The 15,900-nt window shown below is 70.6% G+C and carries 14 protein-coding genes; 8 read left to right on the top strand and 6 right to left on the bottom strand.

Going from position 1 to position 15,900, the window contains the following annotated elements:
• Positions 1–72: 72 nt before the first annotated feature.
• The 5 genes from CLT71_RS35215 to CLT71_RS35195 all read left to right on the top strand — a co-directional run bounded on the left by CLT71_RS35215 (position 73) and on the right by CLT71_RS35195 (position 5,267).
• Positions 73–1,359 (top strand): extracellular solute-binding protein, encoded by a 1,287-nt coding sequence (locus tag CLT71_RS35215; RefSeq protein WP_101370907.1) that lies wholly within the window; start codon positions 73–75, stop codon positions 1,357–1,359.
• A 6-nt stretch (positions 1,360–1,365) separates the two neighbouring features.
• On the top strand, positions 1,366–2,265 hold the full coding sequence (locus CLT71_RS35210) for a carbohydrate ABC transporter permease (RefSeq protein WP_486483622.1): 900 nt from the start codon (positions 1,366–1,368) through the stop codon (positions 2,263–2,265).
• 56 nt (positions 2,266–2,321) lie between these two features.
• Positions 2,322–3,158, top strand: coding sequence for a carbohydrate ABC transporter permease (locus CLT71_RS35205; RefSeq protein ID WP_101370906.1), 837 nt, complete (start codon positions 2,322–2,324; stop codon positions 3,156–3,158).
• On the top strand, positions 3,158–4,861 hold the full coding sequence (locus CLT71_RS35200) for a beta-N-acetylhexosaminidase (RefSeq protein ID WP_101370905.1): 1,704 nt from the start codon (positions 3,158–3,160) through the stop codon (positions 4,859–4,861). The genes CLT71_RS35205 and CLT71_RS35200 overlap by 1 nt, the downstream gene beginning before the upstream one ends.
• Before the next feature lie 187 nt (positions 4,862–5,048).
• A complete protein-coding gene (locus tag CLT71_RS35195; RefSeq protein WP_101370904.1) occupies positions 5,049–5,267 on the top strand; it encodes a hypothetical protein in 219 nt (72 codons plus the stop codon).
• A 160-nt stretch (positions 5,268–5,427) separates the two neighbouring features.
• Here the strand turns inward: CLT71_RS35195 and aceB are convergent, their stop codons facing one another.
• Both aceB and aceA read right to left on the bottom strand, forming a co-directional pair.
• Positions 5,428–7,059 (bottom strand): malate synthase A, encoded by a 1,632-nt coding sequence (aceB, locus tag CLT71_RS35190; protein ID WP_101370903.1) that lies wholly within the window; start codon positions 7,057–7,059, stop codon positions 5,428–5,430.
• The gene (gene aceA / locus CLT71_RS35185; protein ID WP_101370902.1) at positions 7,059–8,342 is read right to left on the bottom strand and encodes an isocitrate lyase; all 1,284 of its coding nucleotides are present in this window, start codon (positions 8,340–8,342) and stop codon (positions 7,059–7,061) included. Before aceA ends, aceB begins: the two co-directional genes overlap by 1 nt.
• 200 nt (positions 8,343–8,542) lie before the next feature.
• Between aceA and CLT71_RS35180 the strand changes: the two genes are divergently transcribed.
• On the top strand, positions 8,543–9,943 hold the full coding sequence (locus CLT71_RS35180; RefSeq protein WP_101370901.1) for a helix-turn-helix transcriptional regulator: 1,401 nt from the start codon (positions 8,543–8,545) through the stop codon (positions 9,941–9,943).
• Here CLT71_RS35180 and CLT71_RS35175 read toward each other — a convergent pair.
• The 4 genes from CLT71_RS35175 to CLT71_RS35160 all read right to left on the bottom strand — a co-directional run bounded on the left by CLT71_RS35175 (position 9,940) and on the right by CLT71_RS35160 (position 13,648).
• Positions 9,940–10,206 (bottom strand): GlsB/YeaQ/YmgE family stress response membrane protein, encoded by a 267-nt coding sequence (locus CLT71_RS35175; RefSeq protein WP_101370900.1) that lies wholly within the window; start codon positions 10,204–10,206, stop codon positions 9,940–9,942. The genes CLT71_RS35180 and CLT71_RS35175 overlap by 4 nt on opposite strands.
• Positions 10,207–10,327: 121 nt before the next feature.
• Positions 10,328–10,870, bottom strand: coding sequence for a dihydrofolate reductase family protein (locus CLT71_RS35170; RefSeq protein WP_101370899.1), 543 nt, complete (start codon positions 10,868–10,870; stop codon positions 10,328–10,330).
• Between the two features lie 97 nt (positions 10,871–10,967).
• Positions 10,968–12,032, bottom strand: a complete 1,065-nt coding sequence (locus CLT71_RS35165) for a sigma-70 family RNA polymerase sigma factor (protein WP_101370898.1) — start codon at positions 12,030–12,032, stop codon at positions 10,968–10,970.
• A gap of 32 nt (positions 12,033–12,064) precedes the next feature.
• Positions 12,065–13,648: a phospholipase D family protein gene (locus CLT71_RS35160; RefSeq protein WP_101370897.1), complete on the bottom strand. Its 1,584-nt coding sequence runs from the start codon at positions 13,646–13,648 to the stop codon at positions 12,065–12,067.
• A 208-nt stretch (positions 13,649–13,856) separates the two neighbouring features.
• Between CLT71_RS35160 and CLT71_RS35155 the strand changes: the two genes are divergently transcribed.
• Positions 13,857–15,110: an outer membrane protein assembly factor BamB family protein gene (locus CLT71_RS35155; RefSeq protein WP_158242390.1), complete on the top strand. Its 1,254-nt coding sequence runs from the start codon at positions 13,857–13,859 to the stop codon at positions 15,108–15,110.
• A 244-nt stretch (positions 15,111–15,354) separates the two neighbouring features.
• Positions 15,355–15,846 carry a hypothetical protein gene (locus CLT71_RS36805; protein WP_143743751.1) on the top strand — a complete coding sequence of 164 codons (492 nt, stop codon included), beginning with the start codon at positions 15,355–15,357 and terminating at the stop codon, positions 15,844–15,846.
• Positions 15,847–15,900 lie beyond the last annotated feature (54 nt).

Here is a 15,900-nt window from a genome sequence, read left to right as displayed (position 1 = left end):
CGGAACCCCAGCCTGGATGACATCCATATCGACCTAATTACGAACCTAGCTCGTTATTCGAGGAGGAAGCCCGTGCGGAAACTCCTGGCACTTCCCGCGCTGCTCGCGCTGGCGCTCGGCGCCGGCGCCTGCGCGCCCTCCACAGACGCGCCCACCGACAGCACCGACAGCCGGACCGGCACGCTGCGGGTCTGGCTCTTCGACGAGGCCAACCGGGCCGCCAAGGAGGCGGTGGTCAACGAGGCGATCGCCGAGTTCACCGCGAAGAACGCCGACGTGAAGGTCGACGTCAGCTACCTGGCCACCGACACCCGGGCGGAGAAGTACAAGGGCGCGCTGAACGACCCGGCGAGCGCGCCGGACGTCACCGAGGTCGGCAACACCGACCTGGCCAACTTCGTCGCCTCGGGCGGGATGGCCGACGTCACCGAGGAGAACCGGAAGTGGGCCGAGGCCGCCGACCTGCCGGCCGACCTGGTCCAGACGGTGACAGTGGCCGACAAGGCGTACGGGGTGCCGTGGTGGATCGGCGTCCGGGCGCTGTACTACCGCACCGACGTCTTCACCGAACTCGGGCTCAAGCCCCCGACCTCGTACGCCGAACTGGTTACCGCCGCCAGGACGATCCGGGCCGAACGCAGGGACATGCTCGGGATCGCCGTCGGTGGGCTCTACACCTTCGGCGCGCTGCCGTTCGTCTGGGACGCCGGAGGCGACATCGCGACCGACGCGGGTGGGAAGTACACCGCGGCCATCGACTCGCCGGCGTCCAAGGCCGGGATCAAGGCGTACACCGACCTGTTCAGCCCGCAGATCTGCCCGGCACAGCAGTGCGTGGACCTGACCGGTGGCGGGACCGTGGAGGCGTTCGCGGCCGGTCGGGCCGGAATGGGCATCCTCGGCAACTTCAACCGCTCGGCGGTGGAGGCCGGTGCCGTCAAGGGCAGGTACGCCGTCGTGCCGCTGCCCGGCGCCAAGCCCGGCTCGATCGCCCCCGCCTTCGCCGGCGGCAGCAGCCTCGGGGTCTTCCGCTCCACCACGCACCGCAGCCTGGCCGTCGAGTTCATGCACCTGCTGGCGAGCAAGAAATACACCCTCAAGCTCTACGACGCGATGGGCTTCGTGCCGGCGATGAAGTCCGCCCGGACCGAGGTGATCGCCAAGGAGCCGTTCCTGAAGCCGTTCGTCGCCACGATGGAGGCGGGGACGAGGTTCGTCCCGGTCGACAAGGCGTGGACCACCATCGACGCCGAGAAGATCCTGCCGAACATGCTGCAAAAGGTGATCACCGGCCGGGCCACCGTCGCCTCGGCGGCCGCCGAGGCGAACACCCAGATCACCGCGGCGTTCGGGAAGTAGCCACCGGTGCCGTCGTCCGCAACGATCCGCCGGCAGCAGCGGCTGATGCCGCTCTGGCTGCTGCTGCCGGCGCTCGCCGTGCTGGTGCCGATGTTCGCGTACCCGCTCTATCAGCTCGGCCTGCTCTCCCTCTTCGACTACGGGCAGCCGCAGGTCTCCGGCGGCGAGCCGGCCCGGTTCGTGGGGACGGGCAACTTCCGTACCCTCTTCGGCGACCCGACGTTCTGGACGGTGCTCGGCCAGACGGTGGTCTTCGCCGCCGGGTGCGTGGTGGTGACCCTCGCCCTGGGTGCCGCGCTGGCGGTGCTGATGACCCGGATCGGCACGCTGGCCCGGACCCTGCTGTCGTACGCCGCGCTGACCGCCTGGGCCGCACCGGCGATGACCGGCTCGGTGGTCTGGATCTTCCTCTTCGACAGCAACCTCGGACTGGTCAACGAGGTGCTGGGGCTGGACGGCTACAACTGGCTCTACGACCGGACCGTCGCCTTCGCCCTGGTCGGCGCGGTGGTGGTCTGGCACTCCTTCCCGTTCGTGATGATCACCCTGTACGCCGGCATCCAGGCCGTCCCGCCGTCGGTGCTGGAGGCGGCCGCGCTGGACGGTGCCGGTGCGGCGACCACGTTCCGCCGGATCATCATGCCGATGCTGCGGCCGCTCATCGCGATAGTGGTGATCCAGTCGATCATCTGGGACTTCAAGGTCTTCACCCAGATCTACGTGATGACCCGGGGCGGCGGCATCGCCGGCCAGAACATGGTGCTCAACGTGTACGCCTATCAGAAGGCCTTCGCCTCGTCCCAGTACGGCCTCGGCTCGGCGATCGGCATCGTGATGACCCTGATCCTGCTGGTGGTGACCCTCTTCTACCTGCGGGCACTGCGCCGCACCGGGGGTGTGCTGTGAGTGCGAGGAGTGAGCCGGGGTTGCGAGCCCCGCAGTCACGAACGAAAGGCGGCACTATGCTGCGCCGTCGTGTCGCGGACGCCGTCGCCATAGCGGTCGCGCTGGTCACGGTCTTCCCGATCTACTGGATGGTGCTGTCGGCGCTGAAGCCGACCGGCGAGATCCTCTCGGCCGACCCCCGCCCGTGGACGCTGCACCCGACCCTCGACCACTTCCGCTCGGCGCTCGGGGTGAGCGGCTTCGGCAGGTACTTCCTGAACAGCCTGGTGGTGGCGCTCGCCGTGGTCGCGCTGAGCGCGCTCGTCGCGTTCCTGGCCGCGGTGGCGCTGACCCGCTACCGGTTCCGGACCCGCAGCACCGTACTGGTGATGTTCCTGGTCGCCCAGATGGTGCCGGTGGAGGCGCTGAGCATCCCGCTCTTCTTCCAGATCCGTGATCTCGGCCGGACCGTGCCCGGGGTCGGGTTGAACACCCTCGGCTCGCTGGTGCTGGTGCAGCTGGCGTTCAGCCTGCCGTTCGCGATCTGGATGCTGCGCGGCTTCGTCGCCGCGATACCGCCGGAGGTGGAGGAGGCGGCCACAGTGGACGGCGCCTCCCGGTTCACAGTCCTGTGGCGGATCCTCTTCCCGCTTGTCGCACCCGGCCTCGCCGCCACAAGCGTCTTCTCCTTCATCACCGCCTGGAACGACTTCCTCTTCGCCAAGACCTTCATCATCAGCGCCACCGAGAACCAGACCCTCCCCGCCGCGCTGCTGGTCTTCTTCAAGCCGGACGAGAACGACTGGGGCGGCATCATGGCCGCCTCCACCCTGATGACCGTACCGGTGCTGGTCTTCTTCGTCTTCGTCCGGCGTCGGTTGGTGTCGGGGCTCGGCGGGGCGGTGAAGGACTGATGCCGCTCCCCCGCCCCGGCACCGTCCATGGTGGATCGGGCGCGTTCGTTCTCGGCCCAGCCACGGTGCTGCGGGCCGATCCGGCGTGTGCCGGGGTGGCCCGGCTGCTCCGGGAGAGCCTCTCCCGCTCCACCGGACTGCCCCTGCCGGACCCCTCCCCCGGTGACGGCGCTCGCAACGGGGGTGGCTCCGTCGCCGGGGGAGGCAGCATCGCCCTCGCCGTCGACCCGGCACTGCCCGTCGAGGGCTACCACCTGCGGGTACGCCCCGACGGTGTCACAGTCATCGGCGGCGCCCCGGCCGGCGTCTTCTACGGCACCCAGACGCTGCTCCAGTTGCTGCCGCCGGCCGTGCACCGCCGGGCGCCGGTGTCGACCGGTCCGTGGACGGTACCGGCCGTCGACATCTCCGACGTGCCCCGGTTCGGCTGGCGCGGCTGCATGCTCGACGTGGCTCGGCACTTCATGCCGGTGGCCGGGGTGCTCCGCTTCGTCGACCTGCTCGCCGCGCACAAGCTGAACGTGCTGCACCTGCACCTCACCGACGACCAGGGCTGGCGGGTGCAGATCCGGCGCTACCCCCGGTTGACCGAGGTGGGCGCCTGGCGGCCCGAGTCGATGGTCGGCTCCCGCCAGCACGAGCGCTTCGACGGCCGGCCGCACGGCGGCTACTACAGCCAGGACGACCTTCGGGAGATCGTCAGGTATGCGGCGGAGCGCTTCGTCACCGTGGTACCCGAGATCGACCTGCCCGGGCACACCCAGGCGGCGATCGCCGCGTACCCGGAACTCGGCAACGACCCCGGCGAACCGGTCACGGTCTCGACCAGGTGGGGTGTCTCCCAGCGGGTGCTGAACGTCTCCGACGAGACTCTCGACTTCGCCCGGCACGTGCTGGACGAGGTACTGGAGATCTTCCCGAGCCGGCACGTCGGGATCGGCGGCGACGAGTGCGACAAGTCCGAGTGGCGGGCCAGCCCGGCCGCCCAGCGGCGGCGGCGCGAGTTGGGGCTGCGCGACGAGGACGAGTTGCAGAGCTGGTTCGTCCGGCAGCTCCAGCGGCACCTGGCGGCGCGGGGTCGGGTGCTGTTCGGCTGGGACGAGGTGCTGGAGGGCGGCCTGCCCGGCAGGGCGACGGTGGCGGCGTGGCGCGGGCCGGCGCTGGCCGTGGCTGCGGCCCGGGCCGGGCACGACGTCGTCTCCTGCTGGGACACCGCCGCATACCTCGACTACCGCCAGTCGGACCGGCCGGACGAGCCGATCCCGGTCGGCACCGTGCTCACCGTCGCCGACGTCCGGGCCTTCGATCCGGTACCCGCCGATCTTCCGGTCGAGTTGCGGCACCGGATCGTCGGCGGGCAGTGCAACCTCTGGACCGAGCACGCCGACAGTCCGCGTACCGTCGACTATCTGGCGTTTCCCCGGCTCTGCGCGTTCGCCGAGGCGGTCTGGTCGCCGCCGGACTCCTCGGCGGGCTTCGACGACCGGTTGCGGGAGCACCTGGCCCGGCTGGACGCGCTCGGCGTCGAGTACCGCCCGCCGGGCGGGCCGTTGCCGTGGCAGCGCCGGCCGGACGCGGCAGGCTGGCCGCGCGAGCGGGCCGATCGGGACGCCGAGCTGGCCCGGCTCGCCGGCAACGTGCTGCGGCCCCGCCCGGCCGACCTGGATCGCCACCCGGCGCCGACCCGGCCCGATCCCGACTAGCCGGCGGCCTGCCGGAGGGCTCACCTGGCCCGGCTGGTGCAGCTGTCGGCTTGCCGGATGCCTTGCCTGGGCCGGCTCGTGGGGATGTCGGCATGCCCGACGCGGCCGGCACGGCGTCTGTCCTATCTGGAATACTCCTCGCCGGATCCGGCGCGGTGCCGGATCGATCAACCTATGAGGAGCATCCGTGCCGGTTACCGCCGACCTCGCCAAACTGGTCGACAAGGACTACCAGGACAAGAGCGTGGCCGAACTCGTCGACGCCCCGGTCGCCGCCCTGGCCGGGGTGAGCGAGCGCGCCGCGACCCACCTGCGGGAGGCGCTCGGCATCAAGACGATCGGCGACCTCGGCCGTAGCCAGTACTTCCGCACCGCCAGCGCACTGGTCGCGCTCGCCGACAAGTAGTCGGCCAGGTACGTCGGGGCGCCCGGCCCATGACCGGCGGGGCGTCGCGTCGGACGCCGGTGGGCGTGGCGGTTGGGAGGCTCGTCACGCCCACCGGCAACTCCGACAACGAGTGCGGCTCGCACCGCGATCGCCGCTCCGGTCCCGGATCACCGATCCGCTACGCCGCCACCGCCCGGTCGGCCAGGTCGGTACGCTGCGGCGACCGGGGCGTCACCAGATGTCGGGCGTACGCCTCGGTGGTGAAGAAGGCCGGCAGTTCGTCGCCGAGCGCGGTCCGGACGAAGATCTCCGCGGCCCGGGTCGCCCGGTCCCGCTCCGTGACCGACCGTTCCGCGTTCAGCCGGGTCACCTCCTCGACCAGGATCGACCGGACCAGTTCCTCGGTCACCCGGCCGCCCTCGGCCAGTGGCGTCGCGTGGTGCAGCCACTGCCACACCTGGCAGCGGGCGATCTCGGCGGTGGCCGCGTCCTCCATCAGGTCGAAGAGAGCCACCGCGCCGGTGCCGCCGAGCCAGGCGTCGAAGTAGCGCAGCGCCACCGCCACGTTGCCACGCAGGCCCGCAGCGGTGACCCGGCCGGGGGTGCGATCCACCGACAGCAGGTCGTCCGCGCCGACCGCCACCTCCGGGCGGCGCCGGTCGAGCTGGTGCGGCCGGTCGCCGAGCACGGCGTCGAAGGCGTCCCGGCAGATCGGGACGAGGCCGGGGTGGGCCACCCAGGAGCCGTCGAACCCGTCGGCGGCCTCACGCTCCTTGTCGGCCCGGACCTTGTCGAGGGCGGTCGCGCTGACCTCCGGGTCGCGGCTCGGGATGAAGGCGGCCATCCCGCCGATCGCGTGCGCGCCGCGCCGGTGACAGGTCCGGACCAGCAACTCGGTGTACGCCCGCATGAACGGTACCGTCATCGTCACCTCGCCCCGGTCCGGCAGTACGAAGTCGTCCCGCCAGCCGAAGTTCTTGACGATGCTGAAAATGTAGTCCCACCGCCCGGCGTTCAGCCCCGCGCAGTGCTCGCGGAGTTCGTAGAGGATCTCGTCCATCTCGAACGCGGCGGTGATGGTCTCGATCAGCACGGTGGCCCGGATGGTGCCCTGCGGGATGCCGAGCCAGTTCTGCGCGAACCGGAAGACGTCGTTCCAGAGCCGCGCCTCGTGGTGGCTCTCCAGCTTCGGCAGATAGAAGTACGGGCCGCTGCCGGCGTCGAGCTGCCGCTGCGCGCAGTGGAAGAAGTAGAGTCCGAAGTCGACCAGGCTGGCCGAGATCGCCCGCCCGTCGACCACGATGTGCTTCTCCACCAGGTGCCAGCCGCGCGGCCGGACCACGATGGTGGCGAGGTCCTCGCCGAGGGCGTAGCGCTTGCCGCCCGGTGCGGTGAAGTCGATCCGCCGGTCGATCGCGTCGACCAGGCTGAGCTGGCCGCCGATCACGTTGTCCCAGGTCGGCGCGAGCGCGTCCTCGAAGTCGGCGAGCCAGACCTTCGCGCCGGAGTTGAGCGCGTTGACTGTCATCTTCCGGTCGGTCGGGCCGGTGATCTCGACCCGCCGGTCGTGCAGGCCGGGTGCCGGTGGTGCCACCCGCCAGCTCGGATCGGCCCGGATCGCCTCGGTCTCGGGCAGGAAGCCGGGGAGTTGGCCCTCGGCGTAACGGGCCCGGCGGGCCCGCCGGGTGTCCAGCAGGGCCACCCGGCGGGCCGCGAACTCGCTGTCGAGCGCGACCAGGAAGTCCAGCGCCTTCGGGTTGAGGATCTCCTCGTAGCGCTCCCGCAGTGGGCCGTTCACCGATATCCGCATCAGAACTGCTCCTCCTCGGTCGAACCGCGCAGCGCGGTGGTCTCGGCGGCCGGGTTCAGCACCGTACTGACCAGGTCGAAGTAGCCGGTGCCGACCTCGCGCTGGTGCTTGACCGCCGTGTAGCCGTACGCCTCGGCGGCGAACTCCCGCTCCTGCAACGACACGTACGCCGGCATGCCCTCGGTGGCGTACCCCCGGGCGAGGTCGAACATCGAGTAGTTCAGGGCGTGGAACCCGGCCAGCGTGATGAACTGGAACCGGTAGCCCATGTGCCCGAGTTCCCGCTGGAACTTGGCGATGGTGGCGTCGTCGAGGTGCCGGCGCCAGTTGAACGACGGCGAGCAGTTGTAGGCGAGCAGCTGGTCCGGGTACACCGCCTTGATCTCCTCGGCGAACCGCCGGGCCAGCTCCAGGTCCGGGGTGCTGGTCTCCATCCAGAGCAGGTCGGCGTAGGGGGCGTAGGCGAGTCCCCGGGCCACGCAGGCGTCGAACCCGTTGCGGACCCGGTAGAAGCCCTCGGCGGTGCGCTCGCCGGTGACGAACGGGCGGTCCCGCTCGTCGACGTCGGTGGTGAGCAGCGTCGCCGCCTGCGCGTCGGTACGCGCGATGAGCACCGTGGGGACCCCGGCCACGTCGGCGGCGAGCCTGGCGGCGTTCAGGGTACGGATGTGCTGTCCGGTCGGTACCAGCACCTTGCCGCCGAGGTGCCCGCACTTCTTCTCCGAGGCGAGCTGGTCCTCCCAGTGCACCCCGGCGGCACCGGCGGAGATCATCGCGGTCATCAACTCGTACGCGTTCAGCGGCCCGCCGAATCCGGCCTCGGCGTCGGCGACGATCGGGGCGAGCCAGTCGATCCCGGCGTCGTCACCCTCGGCACGGCGGCCCTCGGCGGTCTCGATCTGGCCGGCGCGCAGCAACGCGTTGTTGATCCGGCGCACCACCGCCGGGACCGAGTTGGCCGGATAGAGGCTCTGGTCCGGATAGGTGTGTCCGGAGAGGTTGGCGTCGGCGGCGACCTGCCAGCCGGAGAGGTAGATGGCCTTGAGCCCGGCCCGGACCATCTGCACCGCCTGGTTGCCGGTGAGCGCGCCGAGTGCCGGGACGAAGTCCTCCTGGTGCAGCAGCTCCCAGAGTCGCCGGGCACCCCGGTCGGCGAGGGTGTGCTGCTCCTGGAGTACGCCGCGCAGCCGGACGACGTCCTCCGGTCGATAGGCCCGCTCGACGCCCCGCCACCGCGGGTCGGTGGCCCATTCGGTGTGCAACCGCTCTGCCGGCGTGCTCATGGAAGTCTCCTCCGGTTGGTTCGACGATCGGCGACGCGCCGTCAATCAGGACTTGGCGAAACTGTGGCACGCTGCCCGCCGACGGGTCGAGACACGGAAAGAGCCAACTATTGAAAAGTCGGATCGCCATTTTGCGAAGCTGCGAATGCGCTTCTTAACAGATGTGTTAACGTGACGGGATCCGGGCGGAGGGAGGCGCCGTGGCCAAGACGTTCGCGGGTGCGCGGCTGCGCCGGCTGCGCGAGGAGCACGGCATCAACCAGATCGAGCTGGCCCGGCAGCTCGGGATCTCGCCCAGCTATCTCAACCAGATCGAGCACGACTCCCGGCCGCTGACCGTGCCGGTGCTGATCCGGATCACCGAGGTCTTCGGCGTCGACACCGCCTACTTCGCGCCGCACGACACGCCCCGGCTGGTCGCCGAGTTGCGCGAGGCGCTGCCGACCCGGGCCAGCCTGCCCGACCTCACGGAACTGGCCGGCAAGCTGCCCGAGGTGGCCGAGGCGGTGATCGACCTCTACCGCCGCTACCGGCAGGTCGACGACCAGCTGGCCGAGGTGCTCGGCGACCGCGAGTTGGTGCCCGGCCGCAGCCCGCACGACCAGGTGAGCGACTTCTTCTACCGGCGACAGAACTACGTCCCGGAGCTGGACGAGGCGGCCGAGACGCTGGCGGCGGAGATCGGGATCCGCCGGGGCGAGACCCGGGCCGCGCTCAGCGACCGGCTGGCCGGCCGGCACGGCGTCCGCACGGTGCGTCAGGACCCCGACTCGCTCGCCGGTGACCTGCACCGCTACCGGCCCGAGACCCGCACCCTGCACCTGTCGACGTCGTTGCGCTCGGGCCAGCGGGCGATCCGGATGGGCGCCCAGATCGCACTGCTCGAATTCGCCGACGTCATCGACGAAATCATCGAGGAGGAAAACTTCGCCGACCTTCAGACGCAGATTCTCATGCGGGTCGGATTGGCGAACTATTTCGCGGCCGCACTGATTCTGCCGTACCGGGAGTTCCTCACCGCGGCCGAGTCGATGCGTTATGACATCGAACTGCTCACCGACCATTTCGCGATGGGCTGGGAGAGCGTCTGCCACCGGCTGAGCACCCTGCAACGCCCGAGGGCGCGCGGGGTGCCGTTCTCCTTCGTCCGGGTGGACCGGGCCGGCAACATGTCCAAGCGCCAGTCGGCGACCGGCTTCCCGTTCTCCCGCTCCGGCGGCACGTGTCCACTCTGGAACGTCTACGAGGCGTTCGGCGCACCGGGCCGGGTGATGACCCAGGTGGCGGCGATGCCGGACGGCCAGCGCTACCTCTGGATCGCCCGTACGGTCACCCGGCACCACGGCGGGTACGGCCAGCCGGGCAAGACCTTCGCGATCGGGCTGGGCTGCGAGACCCGGCACGCCGGCCGGCTCGTCTACTCCGCCGGGATGGACCTGCACGCGACCGAGGCGGCTACCCCGATCGGGCCGGGCTGCCGGACCTGCGAGCGGATGACCTGCCCACAGCGGGCCGCCCAGCCCATCGGCCGGCAACTCGACCTCGACGAGAACCGCAGCACCTTCATCCCGTACCCGCTGCGGGAGCGGAGCGCCGGCTAGGCATCTCGGTGGTGGAGGAGGGCCGCGAGGCGGACGCCGACGGCGGCGAAGGCGAACTGGATGGCCAGTTCGGTCCAGTCGAACCCGGATGTGCCGGTGAGGCCCAGCGGGTGGGCGACAAGGGTGCCGAGCAGGGCGGCGACGATCCCGATGGGTATGGCGAGCCAGAGCGGGAGAGGCTGCCTGCTCGGCAGGACGAGCCGGCTGAGTGCGCCGATCACCGGGCCGGTGAGGATCGCGGTGAGGACGTCGCCGATCTCCATGTCTGGGTCTCCTTGCGCAACTTCGTCGGCGGACAGGACCTGGGGCCCGTCACCGATCTTGACAGGCCGAGGCGGCGGCGACGATCGGCGGTCGTCGAGCGGAGGCACCCGCCGGCAGGCGTCAGCGGACGACCCGGAACCAGAGGTTCGTACCGATCGCCGCCTCGGTCACGCTCTTCCGTTCGAGCCTGACGTCCGCGCCGCCGGGCTGGGCGAAGAGTCGGGTACCGTCGCCGAGCAGGACCGGCACGACGCAGACCAGGATCTCGTCAAGTACCCCGGCGGCGAGGCACTGCCGGGCGACGTCGGCACCGAGGACGTTGACGTACCCGTTCCCGGCGGCGGCACCGGCGGCGGTGACCGCACTCGCCAGGTCACCGACGAAGGTGACCCCCGGGACCGGCTGCTCCGGCGGGCGGTGGGTCAACACGAACTGCGGCCCACTCCACCCGCCGCCGAACGCCTCGCCCTCCTGCGGCGTGTCCCGGTACGGGTCGTCGCCGCCGTAGCTGCGGTGGCCGGCGAGGATGGCGCCCACCCTGCCGATCAGGTCGTCGATCGTCGGGTTCGGCCCGAGGTAGCTGGTCAACCAGGACATGTCACCTCCGGGGCCGGCGATGAAGCCGTCCAGGGACATGCTCGCCGAGTAAAGGAACGTGGCCACGGGTTACCTCCGGTTGGTTGGCTCTCGCTCTCCCTGGTTGCGACCGCCGGCCGGCCGGAAACTCATCGGTGCCGGGCCACCGGATGTCAGGGCGGGTTCACCAACGCTCGGTCGCCGGCAGCGCCGGAGGCAGCGCCGGAGGCAGCGCGAACGCCGGAAACAGCCTGGGATCGTGAAACGCGACGATCTCGGTGATCCGACCGGCCCCGAACCACAGCAGGGAGATCGTGCAGGGCTGGTGGTCGCTGTCGCCGGGACCCCGGAGGTACCCGGCCAGCGCGGGCCGCCCGTTCGCCCGGGTCGGCAGGGTCCGGAACCGGCCGACGTACCCAGGCAGCGCCGGATCCCAGCTCGTGGCGAGCGCCCGCATCACCGAGTCGCGCCCCCGGAACCAGGTCGGGTACGGCGGCATCGTCGTCCGGACGTCCTCGGCCAGCAGCCCGGCCATCGTGGCGAGGTCGGCGCGTTCCAGCGCGTCGACGTAGCGGCGCAGCACCGCACGCTCCTCCTCGCTGGGTGCCGCCGAGGGCGCCCAGTCGAGTCGGCGTTCCGGCAGGTGCTGGCGGATCGTGGCCCGGGCCCGTTGCAGGGCGCTGTTCACCGACGCCACGCTCCCGTCGAGCAGGGTCGCGGTCTGGCTGGCCGGCCAGCCGAGCACGTCCCGCAGGATCAGTACGGCCCGCTGTCGCGGTGGCAGATGCTGGATCGCGGCCAGGAACGCCAACTCGATCGTCTCCCGGGTGACCACCACGGCGTCCGGTTCGGTCTCGCTCGGCGCGGCCGGCTCCCACAGCCGGTCCGGGAACGGCTGGAGCCAGTGGATGTCGGTGGGCGGCGCCAGGTCGTCGTCCGGGTCCGAGGGGCCGCCCAGGTGGTGTGGGAGCATCCGACGGGTACGGCCCTCGAGCGCGTCCAGGCAGGCGTTGGTGGCGATCCGGTAGAGCCAGGCCCGGATCGTGGAGCGGCCCTGGAAGCCGGCGATGTTCTTCCAGGCGCGCAGAAACGTCTCCTGCACCAGGTCCTCGGCGTCGTGGTACGAACCGAGCATCCGGTAGCAGTGCACCCGCAGTTCGCGCCGGTGCCGCTCCACCAGGGCCGCGAACGCTGACTCGTCGCCGTCCCGCGCCGCCGCGACGAGGGTGTCGTCGTGCCCGGTAGCCACCCCTCGACCTCCATCTGCCCCGGTCCGGGGGTCTACCAGTTGCCGGCGCGGCGGTCCCGCCAGGCCCGCCCGTCCGGATCGTAGACCAGCCGGTACGCCGGGACGGCCCAGAGTCGCTGGTGCCACGGCAGTCGGCGCGTCTCGTGCGGCACCAGCCGCCCCGGTGGCCGGGGCCCCTGCCGGCCACCCGCGTGCCAGTCCCGCAGCGCGTTCGCGGCCGCCTCGACGGCGTCGACCGCGGATGCCGGGTCGAGGAGATCGTCGTCGTCGCCGGGTGCCCGGTCCAGGTGCTCGCGGAGCAGGGCCAGCCGCAGGTCACGGGGGAAGCGGCGGGCACCGTCACCGAGGCCGGCCGGGTCGCGCGGCTCCCGCTCGTCGCGGGTGTCGTCGAGGACGGCGCAGGAGAGTTCGCTGTCGTGGGTCCAGGAGCGCCTGTTGAAGTTGTCGCTGCCGATGCTGCTCCAGACGTCGTCCACCACACAGACCTTCGCGTGCACGTAGACGGGGGTGCCGGCGTGGTTCTCCACGTCGTACACGTGCACCCGGTCGGCGGCGGCCTCCCGGCAGAGTGCGATGGCCTGCTCCCGGCCGACCTCGTTGGGCGGCAGCGCGAACCGGCCGTCCACGTCCGGATGCCGGGGCACCACGGCGACCAGGTGCAGGTCGGGGTTGTCGCGCAGCGCGTCGGCGAAGAGCTTCGCCACCTCCCGGGACCAGAGGTACTGGTCCTCCAGGTAGACCAGCCGGCGGGCCCGCTTGATCGCCTTGGTGTAGCCCCGGGCGATCGTCTGCTCGCCGAGCTTCGCGAAGCCGTAGGCCGGACGCATCGCCGGATAGGTCCGCAGCACCTGGATCCGGTGCGGCCCGCAGGCCGGCGGGTCGGGTGGCTGCGGCGGCAGCGGGTCGGCGTGCAGGTCCGCACCGGCGAGCTTGTCTCGTACGGTGCTGATCGGCCCGTGCTGGTCCAGCGGGGCCGGGTCGGTCCACCGCTCCCGGAAGGTGAGGTCGAGCGCACCCACCACCGGGCCGCGCAGCGCGAGCTGCACGTCGTGCCAGGGCGGGTGCTCGCCGTAGGCACCGGCCATCCGCACCGCCTGCGGGTCGCCCCGGTGGTCGGCGTCGTCGCGCCGGCTGTGACACAGGTCGATGCCGCCGACGAAGGCGACATCCCGTTCCGGCCGGCCGGGATGCCGGAGTACGACCAGCTTTTGATGGTGTGAGCCGCCGCGACGGACCCGCTGGTCGAGCAGTACCTCGCCGCCGGCCGCCTCGACCTCCTCGCCGAGGTGCCGGTTCTCCTCCTCGCTGTAGGCGAACCGGTCGAGGTGGGAGCGCCAGATCAGGCCCTTGACGACCACGCCGCACCGGGCGGCGCCGGAGAGCAGCTCGGCGATGGTGGGGCCGTCGTCGCGCAGCCGCTCGTCCGGGTCGCCCCGCCAGTCGGTGAAGAAGAGGTGGTCGCCCTCTTCGAGGGCCTCGACCTCGGTGACGAGCCGGTCGAAGTAGGTGGCGCCATGGATCAGCGCCTCGGCCAGGTTGCCCTCGGTCCAGACGGGGATCGCGGAGTCGGGGTTGTCCCGCTCCGCCTCGCTGAGAAACCAGTCCCGAACAGGCACGCGGCATCCTCCGTTAGGCGATCACCCCACCGTAGGACGGAGGCCGCCCACCCGCATCCCGTACCCCGTCTCTGCCTCGGCCACCCCGGGCTGATCCAGCGTGAATTCGGCTCGGCACCCGGGTCGCAACTTCATCTCGAAGAGGGCTCGGCGGGCGCATAGCCGATACAATCGGGTCAATGAATTGCATATGGCCCCGGGAGTGCTTATGCGACAACAGAGTCTCGCCATTCCGGCAGCAGTGCTGGCGCTGACAGTAGGAATCTCGGGATGCGCCGACGACAAGCCACCGCCTCCGGAAAAAACCAAGGAAGCGACTCCTGCCGCACCATCACCAGCATTCGACCCTCCACTGGCTTTCAGTACGAAACCGGTCCGCATAGCGGTGCCGAGCAGAATGTTCCAGACGTGGGGCGGGGCCGTATACCTGCTGCAGAACAACAATGTCCTCGCCGCGTACGATCTGACCACGGGCGGGCTTCGCTGGAGTACACCGCTGCCCAACCCGCCTACCGAGTTAGGTAACACCGGGCCGGTTATCGCGGAGGTGGACGGAAAGCCGACCGCCTTCGTGACCTATCGGGTGGTGGTCGAAGGCAGCGGAACGGTTTCCGACCGCACGGTGCTGCGGGTGGCGAGCTTCGGAGTGGACGACGGCGCGCCCGGCTGGCAGTCGGACGTGGATGACAAGGGCATCCGTCCAGATCACGCCACCCTCGGGGTCGACAAGGTGGTAGCAGCCAACTCCGACCATGTCGTGGTGTCCACCGACTCGCATGACACGGGAGGTCTCGGCAGCGACTTCACTGCCGTTCTCGACGCCAGGACCGGCAAGGTCCGGTGGACGAATCCCGCCTTCCAGGCCCGAGCCCTCGACGGCGACACCGTCGCCGGCCAGGGCTCGGATCCGGATTCGGAAAGGACCCCGCCGTCGACAGTCGGGCTGGCCGCCTCGGACGGTTCCCAGGTGTGGGCCCACAAGCAGACGAGGCCGGCCGGCGTCCTTGGCAGTGGTCCGCTCGGTGGCGGGTTGCTGCTGGTGCACCCGGTCCGTGACAACACCGACGGACCGAACGGGATCGTCGAGATAAAGACTGGTCGCGAGGTCATCCGCCTGGACTCAGGAAGCGGCACCAACACCTGTCGATACGACAACGAAAGTGTCCTCGTTTGCGCGCGGTACCCCAACAGCGCGGGCGCGAGTATGGCCGCCTACGACGCGAAGTCATACAAGCGACTGTGGCAACTGCCCGACAAGGCTTCCGGGCGGGAGGCACCCAAACTCTCGGCGGCACGACGTGGAATGGTCTACGGATTGACCAGCAACGGACCACTCATCCTCGACGCGCGCACCGGGCAGGACAAAGTAACAGATCTCAACTTCCTCCCGGAGGTCGTCATCCCCGGTTTCGGAATCGAAACTGATCTGAGGGAGATAACCGTCTATTCCGCAGTCGGGTGATGTCGGGACGGCCGTCCGGGCCGTCCCGTCCGCCCGTCGCTTCAGAGGAACGACCGCCCGACGCGCCTCGCTCGAGTACGCCCCCGCCGATGCGCGGTCCCGCTGCGTCCGCGGGCGGACCCCGGAGGTGACCCGCTCGGCACGAGGAATCTTTGGAAAGTTCTCGACCGACGGCAACCTGCCAGCCTTCGATCGCTTGTACCCGGATGTAGACAGCCACCACCACCATCCGGGGGGATCTCGAATGTCCGCACGTCACGGTCTGCTGCCCGCCGCCATCCTCTTCGGGCTCACCGCCTGCGGCTCGACGCCGGCTCCCGCTCCGATCCCGGCTGCTCCGCCCTCAATGGCTCCCTCCCCCGCCGCGCCGGAGTCTGCTGTCCCGACTACTCCGGCGACCAGTGCTCCCGCCTCGGCAGGCCCTGCCGTCACCGGGTCACCGGCCCGGGAGCCCGGTCCCGGTCCCGGGGTCGGGGCCGGGGCCGGCAAGTGCCCCTCGGCCAAGACCCTCGCGAAGCTGGCCGACCTGCCGAAGGACTGGCACTTCGTTCCGTCGAGTGTGGAGTGCTGGAAGGGGTGGGCGACAGCCGTCCCGGAGGGTCCGGCCACCGGTGACGGCTTCTACCTGTTCCGGTACAAGGCCGGTTCGGGGTGGCGTTATCACAGCCAGGGCAGCGGATTCCACTGCAAGGAGATCGGCATCCACGAGGCTGCGCCGTTCTGCCAGTATCCCTGAGCTCGCACCGAGAGACAGTGCGATGGTCCACACAGCCTACGATGTTCGGCACGG

This window comes from Plantactinospora sp. CNZ320 (genome assembly GCF_002846275.1).
This window is presented reverse-complemented; position numbering and strand designations above follow the sequence as displayed.